10 protein-coding genes are annotated in these 12,442 nt (G+C 55.3%); 3 read left to right on the forward strand and 7 right to left on the reverse strand.

Annotated features, from left to right (window positions below; genetic code table 11):
• Positions 1-32 precede the first annotated feature (32 nt).
• From PGR91_RS10305 to cls, 5 genes are all read right to left on the reverse strand, one after another.
• Positions 33-986 carry a phosphoribosylaminoimidazolesuccinocarboxamide synthase gene (locus tag PGR91_RS10305; protein WP_118656789.1) on the reverse strand — a complete coding sequence of 318 codons (954 nt, stop codon included), beginning with the start codon at positions 984-986 and terminating at the stop codon, positions 33-35.
• A gap of 26 nt (positions 987-1,012) precedes the next feature.
• On the reverse strand, positions 1,013-1,972 hold the full coding sequence (locus PGR91_RS10310; RefSeq protein ID WP_055205295.1) for a PhoH family protein: 960 nt from the start codon (positions 1,970-1,972) through the stop codon (positions 1,013-1,015).
• A 13-nt stretch (positions 1,973-1,985) separates the two neighbouring features.
• Positions 1,986-2,603: a porin family protein gene (locus PGR91_RS10315; RefSeq protein WP_055205294.1), complete on the reverse strand. Its 618-nt coding sequence runs from the start codon at positions 2,601-2,603 to the stop codon at positions 1,986-1,988.
• A gap of 140 nt (positions 2,604-2,743) precedes the next feature.
• Positions 2,744-3,547 carry a transglutaminase domain-containing protein gene (locus tag PGR91_RS10320; protein ID WP_101572326.1) on the reverse strand — a complete coding sequence of 268 codons (804 nt, stop codon included), beginning with the start codon at positions 3,545-3,547 and terminating at the stop codon, positions 2,744-2,746.
• A 63-nt stretch (positions 3,548-3,610) separates the two neighbouring features.
• Entirely contained in the window at positions 3,611-5,080 is a 1,470-nt protein-coding gene (gene cls, locus PGR91_RS10325; protein ID WP_055205289.1) for a cardiolipin synthase, read from the reverse strand.
• 537 nt (positions 5,081-5,617) lie between these two features.
• On the opposite strand from cls, the gene PGR91_RS10330 reads away from it, so the two are divergent.
• On the forward strand, positions 5,618-6,100 hold the full coding sequence (locus tag PGR91_RS10330; protein WP_055205287.1) for a hypothetical protein: 483 nt from the start codon (positions 5,618-5,620) through the stop codon (positions 6,098-6,100).
• 3 nt (positions 6,101-6,103) lie between these two features.
• Here the strand turns inward: PGR91_RS10330 and PGR91_RS10335 are convergent, their stop codons facing one another.
• Both PGR91_RS10335 and argS read right to left on the reverse strand, forming a co-directional pair.
• Positions 6,104-7,594 (reverse strand): lipopolysaccharide biosynthesis protein, encoded by a 1,491-nt coding sequence (locus PGR91_RS10335; RefSeq protein WP_101572322.1) that lies wholly within the window; start codon positions 7,592-7,594, stop codon positions 6,104-6,106.
• A gap of 33 nt (positions 7,595-7,627) precedes the next feature.
• A complete protein-coding gene (gene argS, locus PGR91_RS10340; protein ID WP_101572320.1) occupies positions 7,628-9,409 on the reverse strand; it encodes an arginine--tRNA ligase in 1,782 nt (593 codons plus the stop codon).
• Between the two features lie 66 nt (positions 9,410-9,475).
• Here argS and dusB point away from each other — a divergent pair, with 66 nt between their 5' ends.
• Entirely contained in the window at positions 9,476-10,498 is a 1,023-nt protein-coding gene (dusB, locus tag PGR91_RS10345; RefSeq protein ID WP_101572318.1) for a tRNA dihydrouridine synthase DusB, read from the forward strand.
• Between the two features lie 396 nt (positions 10,499-10,894).
• Positions 10,895-12,406, forward strand: a complete 1,512-nt coding sequence (locus PGR91_RS10350; RefSeq protein WP_118656787.1) for a Do family serine endopeptidase — start codon at positions 10,895-10,897, stop codon at positions 12,404-12,406.
• The last annotated feature ends 36 nt before the right edge of the window (positions 12,407-12,442 follow it).

Raw genomic sequence — 12,442 nt, forward strand, 5'->3', positions numbered from 1 at the left:
AACCCGTTTTATCTAAGCTCTCCGAACAAACCTCAGCGCAGCCGTGCCAGCATGTTCTTTACATTATTTTCGATCCGCGAAGTGATATCGGCCGCTTCGTCCTTGACGAATTGCTCGCCGGTGATCTTCTCGTACAGCTCGATGTACCGGTCGCTGACGCTCCCGACGAACTGGTCGGTCATCTGCGGAACCTGCTGTCCGGGCTTCCCCTGGAAACCGTGGTCCATCAGCCATTCGCGGACAAACTCCTTCGACAACTGACGCTGCGGCTCGCCTTTCGCAAAACGTTCCTCGTAACCGTCGGCATAGAAATAGCGCGAACTGTCCGGCGTATGAATCTCGTCGATCAGGTAGATCTCGCCGTCCTTCTTGCCGAATTCGTACTTCGTATCGACCAGGATCAGGCCGCGCTCGGCAGCCATCTTGCTTCCGCGATCGAACAGCGCCAACGCGTATTTTTCGAGCATTTCGTAATCGGCCTTCGAAACCAATCCTTTGGCGATGATCTCCTCTTTCGAAATATTCTGATCGTGCTCGCCGATCTCGGCTTTGGTCGTCGGCGTGACGATCGGGTGCGGGAAACGCTGGTGTTCGCGCATCCCGTCCGGAATGGGTACGCCGCAGATCTCCCGGGCGCCGGCTTTGTAATCCCGCCAGGAACTGCCGGTCAGGTAAGCGCGCACGATCATCTCGACCGGAAACGAGTCGCAACGGTAACCGACCGTCACCATCGGATCGGGCGAAGCGATTTTCCAGTTCGGGCAAATATCGGACGTGGCGTCGAGAAATTTCGACGCGATCTGATTCAGCACCTGTCCTTTGTAGGGAATCCCTTTCGGCAGGACGACGTCGAACGCCGAAATCCGGTCGCTCACGACCATCACCAAATACTGGTCGTCGATATTGTAGACATCACGTACCTTTCCTTCATACAGGCTCTTCTGCCCGTCAAACCGGAAATCGGTTTTTACGATTGCTTTTGTCATGTTTGTTTCGATTTATATGTTTCGAGTCATTCTTTCTCGGAGTTGCCGGCATGTCGTTCGAAGGCTTCCACGATGTGCTTTACCAGCCGGTGACGGATGATGTCGCGGTTGTCGAATGCGACGATCCCGATACCGTCGATCCCTTTCAGCATCTCCACAACGGGCATCAGACCCGAATCGCTGCGCCGCGGCAGGTCGATCTGCGTGATGTCGCCGGTAACGATAAACCGGGCGTTGCGCCCCATGCGGGTCAGGAACATTTTGATCTGGGCGACCGTCGTATTCTGCGCTTCGTCCAGGATGACGAAAGCGTTGTCGAGCGTCCGCCCGCGCATATAGGCCAACGGCGCAATCTGCACCGTGCCGTCTTCCACGTATTTACCGAGTTTCGCTGCCGGAATCATGTCGTTCAACGCATCGTACAGCGGCTGTAAGTAAGGATCGAGTTTCTCCTTCATGTCGCCGGGCAGAAAACCGAGCTTTTCGCCGGCTTCCACGGCGGGACGCGTCAGAATGATGCGTTTCACTTCGCGGTTCTTCAGCGCCCGAACCGCCAGCGCGATCGCCGTATAAGTCTTGCCCGAACCGGCCGGGCCGATGGCGAAAATCAGGTCGTTGCGGTCGTACAGGTTCAGCAGGCGCTCCTGGTTGACGGTGCGCGCCCGGACGACCAGGCCGTTGTTGCCGTAGACGATCACATGCTGGTCTTCCGGATCGTCCTGCACCGCAGAGAGTCCCCCGTCGTAAATCTGGTCGATCACCTGCGGGGATATATGGCCGTAACGCTCGTAATAAGCCAGCAGTTCGGCAAGCTTCTTGTCGAACCGCACGATCTCGCTCTCCTCCCCCATCACCTTGATGGCGGAACCGCGCGCCACGATTTTCAGTTTCGGAAATTTACCGCCGATTTTTTCGATGTTGGCATCGGCGAGGCCGTAAAACTCCACCGGGTCGATCCCTTCGAGAAGAATTACTTTTTCGGTCATCCGCGTACAGGATTTAGAACAGGTAGCTAATGTTCAACTGCCACTGATTCATGCTCGTCTTGTAAGTGCGGGCCTGCTGCTCGCCCTTGACCACGGTGAGCTCCGGCTTTTTGAACTGGCCGCCGTAACGCATATCCACGTTGACGCGCCCGAATTCGACGCCGCCGCCCAGTTGATAACCGACCAACGATTTTGCGAGTTCGGTATTGATCGCCGCCGAAGTATTTTTCAACTTGTTGCCGGTATCGTTCATCAGCGTGAAAACGGGGCCGGCAAACAACCGCACAAATGCGATTTTCCACCCCACGAGGATCGGCAGCTCAATGTTGTTCACTTTTACCTTCGTCGTGGCGCCGTCCTCCATATCCATCGTAAAGCGATGCTTGGCATAGTTCAACTCCGGTTGTATATACAACATCGGAAAATTGATCCTGGCCACGAAGCCGAACTGATAACCGAAATCCTTATCGGCCGAAAACACGCCGAGCACCTCGTCTTTCGAAGCGTGAAGACTCTGGCTCTGGATACCGGCCTTGATCCCGAAACGAATCGGGCCTTTGGCCCCGGCATTGTTCGTTATTCCGCATAAAATCAATGCGATCGCAGTCGTGAGCAAACACCTTTTCTTCATAGATTGCATATTTACACCGTTAAACATTTCAAAGGTAGAAAAAATATTCCTTTCCTGTTTCCTTTTCGGTCTTAAAGTGGAAAATATCCGACAAAGAGGACCGAAAGGCAAACGCAATCCCGGTTACCGGGGTTCCCCGACTATTTTTTCGCTATCTCCACAGGCTCTATGTCTTCTTTCAACAGACCGATGTCGCAGTCTTCGTAATCAACCCCGTCCCGCATCTTGACTATCATGAAATGGGGAAACCAGAAAGTATTCATCGTAGGATCGACGGCAAACCATCCGATGCCATCGAGATAGCATTCGGGCCATGCATGGCTTCCGACGGCTTTGTATTCGGGAGCGTAAACATAGCCCACGGCAAGGCGGGCGGGGATATTCTTGCGGCGCATCAATGCAATGAACAGGTTCGCATATTCGCTGCAAGTGCCTCTCCTCCGCTCGATGATCGACGCCACGTCCAGCGTCCTGCAAATTCCCGCATCGATGCGGCGGGCAAGCGAATCGTCGGGCGATAAAAAACCGTGGGTAAATGAAAGCGCCTTGTTTATTACGGCAAACGCGCTGGATTCGTCGGTAAACAACGTATCGGCAATTCCCGCCAGGAGTTCGTTTTCAGGGTCGATCAGCGGCGTCGGCAACAAATATTTCGCCGTCTCTCCGTCGTAGGATCGATTGCGGGAATAAGGCGCCTCCATCATTTTCGCACGCCGCGCACTGTCGGCATAAGGATTGACCACGGTAAGAACGACCCGGTAACCTTTTCCGTCTTTCGACAGCCCGGTTATTCGCTGCGGATAAGCATCCATAGCCTTCGTCGACAGGGAACCTACCGTCAGGACGAATTCGGTGGTGTCCGCTTCGAAAGGATCGTGCGACTGGGCTGCGGAAAACACGGGCGCCAAAAACGCACAAAAAACAACAAATAGTTTTTTTCTCATAACGGGCAGTTTAACGGTTTATCAAGTCATTCCCACGGCGGTACGGCAACATCCGAACCTCGTTTACAGCAACGGGCTGAACAACCGCGACAACGCTTCGTAAAAACTATGCAGCGCGGGGCGACTCTCCCAGTAGTCGCGCGTTACCATGCGGCTCTGATCGAGGTCGTGTAGGAACTCCGCTTCCAGCTCCTGCGTGATCTTCCGGTCGTACAGCAACGCCGACACTTCGAAATTGTCTTCGAAACTGCGGATGTCCATATTGGCCGTGCCGACCGAACTGAACTGCCCGTCGATCATAATCAGCTTCGAATGGTTGAATCCCCGGCGGTACAGGTACACCTTCACGTTGGCGTCGATCAGTTCGCCGATGTACGAGCGGGAGGCCCAGTAAACCACCTTCGAATCGGAACGGCTCGGGATCATGATCCGCACGTCGATCCCGCTCAGCGCAGCCACTTTGACCGCCGTCAGAATCGCCTCGTTCGGAAGGAAATAGGGCGACGAAATATAGATATGGTGCTGCGCATGCGTGATGGCCGAGAAAAACGCCTGCATGATCGACGCCCAGTCGGAATCGGGTCCGGACGTGGCGATCTGGATCATCGTCTCCTCCTTGACATGCGTTTTGGGCAGGTATTTCGGATAGTCGTTCAACAACTGCTTGCTGACGAAAAACCAGTCGGCGATGAATACGATCTGCAACATGCCGACCGCTTCGCCCTCGAGCCGCAGGTGGGTATCGCGCCACGGCCCCATTTTCGTCCCGGTGACGTACCGCTGGGCGATGTTGATCCCGCCCGTGAACCCGATCTTGCCGTCCACAACCAGGATCTTGCGGTGATTCCGGTAATTGACGTGGCTGGTCAGCCACGGGAAGACCACCTGCATGAAACACTCTACCCGGACGCCGGCCTTGCGCAGCCGGCCGATGTACTTGCGCCCGAGCCCCCAACTGCCCACGTCGTCGTAGATCAGCCTCACCTCGACTCCCTGCTGCGCCTTGGCGATCAAAATGTCGGCGATCTCGCGGCCCAGCGGATCGTCCTCGATGATGTAATATTCCAGATGGATCGACGAACTGGCCGACCACAGCGCCTTGCGGATTTCGTCGAACGTCTCCGTTCCGTCGTTCAGCAGCTTCACCCGGTTATGCACCGTCAGCAGCGCCTTGTTGCTGTTGAGCAGCAGCGTAATGATATCGCGGTTGTCGCTGATCTCCGGTTTGTGCAGCACCGCGGCGTTGTTGATCTCGTAGATTTGCTGCCGGCTCAGCGTGTCGATCTGTTCGAGATCGCTCAGTTCCTTGCGGCTGAACAATTTTTGCTTGCGGTGGTTGCGCCCGAAAACGATGTAAAAGATAAATCCGACGACCGGCAGCAATGAAATCACGATGATCCACGACAGCGCCTTCACCGGATCGCGCTTGTCGTGAATGATCACGGCGATCGTGATAATCACGAAAACGATGTACCCGAAACTCAGGTAAGGCTTCAGGTCGATCAGGGCGAAAAGTAAAAAAGTATCCGGCATGGCGTTCCAAATAGCAGTATTTGATACAAATATAATAAACCCCTCCGGAAAAAAGAGGCGGTCTGCCGAAAAATTGCAAAACGGCTCGCCTCCGTTCCTTTTCGATCGAAATAAAATAACCGGAACTTTGCATAAAAATATATCGGACCGTTGGATTATCTTGAATTTTAATTATATTTGCATCATAAAGTTATGTAGTTATAACTATATTTATAATAAATTTTATTAAATCAAGGATCGAAAAGTACGATCAGGACGAATAATCCGGAGAAATCGCGGCGTCGGACGTACTGTAAACAAATGATTATGCCCTTCTTCCATTCACAGCGAACTACAGAACAGCCTCAACGGATTACGATCCGGAAAACGGAGAAAGTATGCTTTTGTCCGACCGATACCGGGCGGTCTCGTGCGACCGCTCCCGAAGTCCGCATCGGTTCCGCCGGGAAATGCCGTACCGCAAACGGGAATACGGGCAAATGCGTTCTCGTCGCAAGCGGGAGCAATCGTTGATCGATCCTACAAAAAGTCATCATTATGAACAGAGAAAAACGATTGTACCGGGACACCGAGAAATTTTTGAAAGCCCACACGTCGGACATCGTGTTCGCGCAAGAGATCCCGACGCGCCTGTTGATATTCTGGCTCGGGAAACGCAACAACCGCCGCGATCGGATTTTCAAACTCGCATTACAGAATTATCAGGATTTTACGGGACGCCAGCTCGTATTCCTGCCCGATTACAATGCGTTCATGGATCGGCTCTGTTCGGGAAAATACCAGTGGAACGGATTCCTGATCAACAAATACGAACGACTGGTGGATCCGAAAGATCCGTCCGTCGTTTATTGTTGCGATAAAGAGTACGACGACCTATACACGCTGTTTTTCATATTCGTCAGCAAAATCGTATGGGGACGGTTGCTCCCGTGGCGGCGCCGGCGCGACGAAATGACCATCTTCGCATTCGACGATTATCCCATGCTCTTTACGTATCGCCAAGCCCAACTGCGCGCCTGACCGTTAAGAGCGGCGGACGAAAATCCGGCGAAGCAGGCCTTCGAGCATCCGGTTCAGCGCCGGAGAAATCTTCGAATAATAAATTCCCGTACCGAATACGAGCGAAATCAGCGTCGTCCGGATCGTTCCGTCGACGATGAAATTGTCTTGCCGCGGAATCAGCATCGAGACGCCGATCATCGCGGCTCCCCACAGGGCGACGAGGACATCGCGCCACGACAGTGAAAAAATCCGGTAGAATTTCCATACGAACGCAACGTGCCCAACGTTGAAAACCAGCAGCGAGATCATCGTCGCCAGCGCCGCCCCGTTCATCCCCCAGCGGGGAATCATCAGCGCGTTGGTCAGGACGGTCAGCCCGACCAGCAGGATCGAAAGCATGAACTCATAGCGGTATTTCTTGGAAGTCATCAGAATCGTGCTGTTCAGTCCCACGTACATATTCACGACCCAACCCAGGCCGAGGAACAGGAAAACGTAACGCCCGCTGGCGTACGACTCCGGCATCAGCGAAAAGATATTGTCGAGGTTGACCCAGATGACGACGAACAGAAAGCAACCGGCGATCAGGTTCATCAGCGACGCATCGCGCGAGATTTTGCGCATACCTTCCATGTCGCGCTCTTTCCACAGGTTCGTAACCACCGGCGTAGACACCTTGACGATCGAACGGTAGGGCATCTGCATCGCGCTGGTCATATAGATGATCGTGGTATAGATCCCTCCTTCCGCCAGCCCGCAGATCCCGGCCAGCATCGTCTGGTCGACGATCGGTACGATATACATCGAAGCCCCTCCGAGATACTGCCACAATCCGTATACCGCCGTGATCGAAAGCAACCTGCGCACGCGCGGAGTGACCGGAACCGGCCGGAACCGCGTTTGCCGTATCGTCGCCATATAAACCAGCAGGATCGCCGCCGGTACGAAATAGATCAGCACGTACCCCACGACGAATTGCTCGAACGTAATCAGCCGCAACGCATACAGCGAAATTTCGATCGAAATCAACAGGCGCAGCAGAATCTCGTTGACGAAAGAGGTGACGACCGTCTTGTAAAATGCCTGCAACCACGAACTGAAAAAATTATAGGACAACGTAGCCAGCCCCAGCGGAATCAGCATCAGGTAGTGCTCGGACAGTAGCGGAGATTCTTTCGAATAGTACGCCATGACCGGTTCGCGGAACGCCAGGAACAGAACCGTGAACACGACGAACCCGGCGCCGACACCCAGCGCCGACCAGAAAAAGAAACCGTTGTCCCGCCGGTCGGGCGTCCGGAAAAACGGGAAGAATTTGACGACCGAAAAATTGATTCCCAGCGCGGAAAACTGGGCGTACAGGACGGCCAGCCCGGTCAGAATATTGACCAGTCCGACCTGCTCCTCGGTCAGGAAGTTCGTCAGCAACAGGATCTTGTTGACATATCCGATCAGGATCCCCAGGTAGGACAGGATCGTGATCGTGATGCTGTTGCGTTGTACGATGCCCAAGGCCGTATCGGTTAAAGGCTGCGGAAAGCCGGTTTACATGCGTTGCGGAACTCCGATACCGAGCAGCGCCATCGCCGAAGCGATCACGCGGGCTACGGTTTCGGAAAGCGTCAGACGCATCGTTTGTTTCTGCGCATCGGCCTCCCGCAGGATCGGGAAATCGTGGTAATAGCTGTTGTACGCTTTGGCCAATTCGTAAGCGTAATTCGCGATCACCGACGGCGAGAACGTCGCGCCGGCCTGCGCTACGGCGCCCGGATAGTCGGCAAGCATCTTGATCAGGCCGACCTCTTCAGTCGAAAGCGCCGAGCTATGCAGCTCGGAAGCCGGAACGATCCCGCGCTCGGCCGCCTTGCGCAACACCGACTTGATCCGGGCGTGGGTGTATTGGATAAACGGCCCGGTATTGCCGTTGAAGTCGATCGACTCGCGCGGGTCGAACAGCATCGTCTTACGCGGATCGACTTTCAGAATGAAATATTTCAACGCGCCGAGTCCTACCATCCGGCTGATCCGCATCGCCTCGTCCGGCGTCGCATCGTCGAGTTTGCCGAGCTCCTGCGACATGTCGTAAGCCGTCCGCACCATCTCGTCGATCAGGTCGTCGGCGTCCACCACCGTCCCCTCGCGCGACTTCATTTTTCCTTCGGGCAGCTCGACCATACCGTACGACAGGTGCGTGATATGATCGGCCCAGCCGTAACCGAGCTTGCCGAGGATCAGTTTCAATACCTGGAAATGATAGTTTTGCTCGTTGCCGACGACGTAGATCATGTCGTCCAGGCGTTCCTCTTTGAAACGAGTGTAGGCCGTGCCGAGGTCCTGCGTCATGTAGACCGACGTACCGTCGCCGCGCAGCAACAGCTTCTGGTCGAGACCGTCGGCGGTCAGGTCGCACCAGACCGAGCCGTCCTCCTTACGGAAAAACACCCCTTTATCCAGTCCCTCCTCGACGATCGATTTGCCGAGCAGGTAGGTATTCGATTCGTAGTACACCTTGTCGAAGCTGACGCCCATCGCTTCGTACGTCTTGTCGAAACCTTCGTACACCCAGCCGTTCATCGTCTGCCACAACCCGTAAATCTCCGGGTCTTTGGCCTCCCACTTGCGCAGCATCGCCTGGGCCTCTTTCATAATCGGCGCTTCGCGCTTGGCTGTTTCTTCGTCCATACCGCCGGCCGTCAGTTCTTTGACTTCGGCCTTATAAGCCTTATCGAAGGCCACGTAGTACTTCCCGACCAGGTGATCGCCCTTCATGCCGGACGAAGCGGGCGTCTCGCCGCCGCCGAACTTCCGCCACGCGAGCATCGACTTGCAGATATGGATTCCGCGGTCGTTGACCAAATTCACTTTCAGCACCTTATTACCGCCCGCCTCCAGAATCCGGGCCACCGAGTAGCCGAGCAGGTTGTTGCGAATATGGCCCAGGTGCAACGGCTTATTGGTGTTCGGCGAGGAGTATTCGACCATCACCGTCCGCCCGGTCGGAGCGGCCTGCCCGTAAGCGGGATCGGCGAGGATTTCGTTCACGCGCTCGCTCCAGAACAATTCGCTAAGGGACAGGTTCAAAAATCCTTTGATTACATTGAAACTTTTGATTTCGGGCGTCGAGGCGACCAGCGCTTCGCCGATCTCCGCGGCGGTGGCTTCCGGATTTTTGCGGCTGAGTTTCAGCAACGGGAAGACCACCAGCGTCATATCGCCGTCGAATTCCTTGCGGGTTTTCTGTATCTGTACCTGTCCGGGGGCGGGTTCGCCGTACAGCGCGGTCACTGCGGCCCGCACTTTATCCTGCAAAAACTGTTCGATATTCATGATTTGCGGTTTCGTGATTTCAAAATCAGCACAAAGATAGCTATTTTTGCCGTCAAAATACAACCGATGCGGATAGCCGACATAGATTTAGGGGACAAGCCGCTGTTCCTGGCCCCGATGGAAGACGTGACCGATCCGTCGTTCCGATACGTGTGCAAGCGGTTCGGAGCGGACATGGTCTACACCGAATTCATATCGAGCGACGGACTGATCCGCGACGCGGCCAAATCGGTCGCCAAACTCCGCACTTACGACTACGAACGCCCGGTGGGCATCCAGCTCTACGGCAACGAGATCGAACCGATGGTCGAGGCGGCGCGGGTCGCCGAGGCGGCACGGCCCGATCTGATCGACATCAATTTCGGCTGCCCGGTACGCAAGATCGCCGCGCGCGGAGCCGGCAGCGGCATGATGCGCGACGTGCCGAAGATGGTCGAAATGACGCGGCGGATCGTCGATGCGGTACGCCTGCCGGTAACCGTCAAAACCCGCCTCGGCTGGGACGAAGACTCGAAAAACATCGTCGAGATCGCCGAACGGCTGCAAGACGCGGGAATCGCCGCGCTGACGATCCACGGCCGGACGCGGGCGCAGCTTTACCGCGGCGAGGCCGACTGGACGCTGATCGGCGAGGTAAAACGCAACCCGCGAATGCATATCCCGATCATCGGCAACGGCGACATCGACTCGGCGGAAAAGGCTGCGGCGGCATTCGAACGCTACGGCATCGACGGCATCATGATTGGCCGCGCCACTTACGGCCGGCCGTGGATCTTTAAAGAAATCCGCCATTTTCTGAAGACCGGCGAACAACTCAAGCAGCCCTCCGTGCACGAGCGAGTGGAATTGGCGAAACTCCACTTCGCAAAATCGCTCGAATTCAAGGGCGACAAAGTCGGCGTGCTGGAAATGCGGCGCCATTTCTCCTGTTATTTCAAAGGACTGCCCGATTTCAAGCCTACGCGACTGAAGCTGGTAACGCTGAACGATCCGGCCGAAATCGTCGCTACGCTCGATTACGTCGCCGAACGGTGGGGCGACTTCGACACGTCGGAGATCGTTCCGCAACCGCTCTCGCACGACGTCTGACAGGCTTTTCCGCTCCGGGTCGTTCACGCGCCCAGCAAAAACCTATCGGGAAAAAGACTGCGGGAACGATTTTTTCGACAGTATCCATACAATATTTAAAAAATAGGAATCGTTATTTTTACCGGTTCCGAGGAAAGGCCGTGTCCGGAAGCCGGATCAGCCCGCCCGTAAAACGCCGGAACCGCAAAACCGCATCGTCAGGACAATATTCCGCGAAGTTTCGCAGTTATATAAATAAAATAAAAACCAACGGCAACTGGGTTCCCGTCGCAGACTCCGCCGAAAAGAGTGCGCGGAGCGCGAAAAGGAACCGCTAAAAAACAGGAAACAGACACAATGAACCAATTCTACCTTTTTTATAACTGACAAATTCATTCACTAAAATTTATTGTTTCTATGAAAAAGGGTTTTGTATGGGCAGGGGTGCTGGCAGTCTCGATGGTTGCGAGCGGAGTAACTGCTTACACCGTAACGAAAGCAGCCGACAAGGACAGCTATACGCCCGCCGAATCGTTCGCATCGAACGTCGGCACGCACTTCACCGCCTATGAGGAAGGCGGATATCCAGACCTCACCTATGCGGCCGAAAACGCCGTCAAGGGAGTCGTTAACATTGTCAACACGCAGGAAATCTCGTCCCGCGCAGGTTATCGCGGCGGATACGGCGACGACGGCGGCTTCGAACAGTTCTTCGACCTGTTCGGCATTCCGAGAGGCCAGTACCGGCAACAGCCGGAGCAACAGCCGCGGCCGCAGGAGCGCAAAAGCGGCGGATCGGGCGTCATCATCAGTCCGGACGGCTATATCGTAACGAACCACCACGTAGTGGACAACGCGTCGAAACTGAAAGTGACGCTGAACGATAAACGGACGTTCGACGCCAAAGTCATCGGCACCGACCCGACGACCGAAGTGGCGCTGATCAAAATCGACGCGACCGACCTGCCGACCATTCCGATCGGAAATTCGGACGCTCTGCGTCTCGGCGAGTGGGTGCTGGCCATCGGCAGCCCGTACGGACTGCAGAATACGATCACGGCCGGGATCGTCAGCGCCAAGGGGCGTAGCCTGCAGGCGTTGCCGACGCAGTACAGCCTCGAATCGTTCATCCAGACCGACGCGGCCGTCAATCCGGGCAACAGCGGAGGCGCGCTGGTGAATACCAAAGGCGAGTTGGTCGGCATCAACACGCTGATCCAGTCGCAGACCGGAAGTTACATCGGCTATTCGTTCGCCGTGCCGACCTCGATCGTTAAAAAAGTGGTGGTCGACCTGAAAGAGTACGGCGTCGTACAGCGGGCCATGCTGGGCATCGGCTACAACGCGATCGACGAAGCGTTCCTCGAAAGCGATAAAGGCAAATCGACCGGTATCAAGGAACAAGGCGGTATTTACGTCGGCGAAGTATACCCGGGCAGCGCTGCCGAAGCCGCAGGAATCAAGACGGGCGACATCATCACCGAAATAAACGGGGTGAAAATCGAAGGATCGGCCCAGGTTTCTGAAGAGATCGCCAAGCACCGACCGAACGATAAGATCACGGTAAGCGTAAAAAGAGGCTCGGACGTGAAACAAATCGAAGTGGTCTTGCGTAATAAGACTGGTAACACCGACGTGATCACCAAAGACCAAGTTTCGGCCTACGATGCGCTGAACGGCGAGTTCGCCGAAGTGTCGGAAAAAGCGCTGAAATCGCTTAAGATCAAAGGAGGTGCGGTAGTGACAGGCGTTCACGAAGGAGGGTTGCTCGACAAGGCGGGCATCCGCAGAGGATCGGTCATCACGCGGATCAACAACTCGACCATCAGTTCGGTAAACGACCTGAACCGCATTACTTCGGCAATCGAATCGATCGAATGGATCAACCCGGACGGCACGCGCGACCGGTTGCTGATCATGCCGAAATAGGCGGAGAAACTTTCCCCGTTGTTACTTGAGAAACGT

The sequence above is a fragment of the Candidatus Alistipes pullistercoris genome (assembly GCF_027665465.1).
GTDB classification, from domain to species: Bacteria; Bacteroidota; Bacteroidia; order Bacteroidales; family Rikenellaceae; genus Alistipes_A; species Alistipes_A hominis.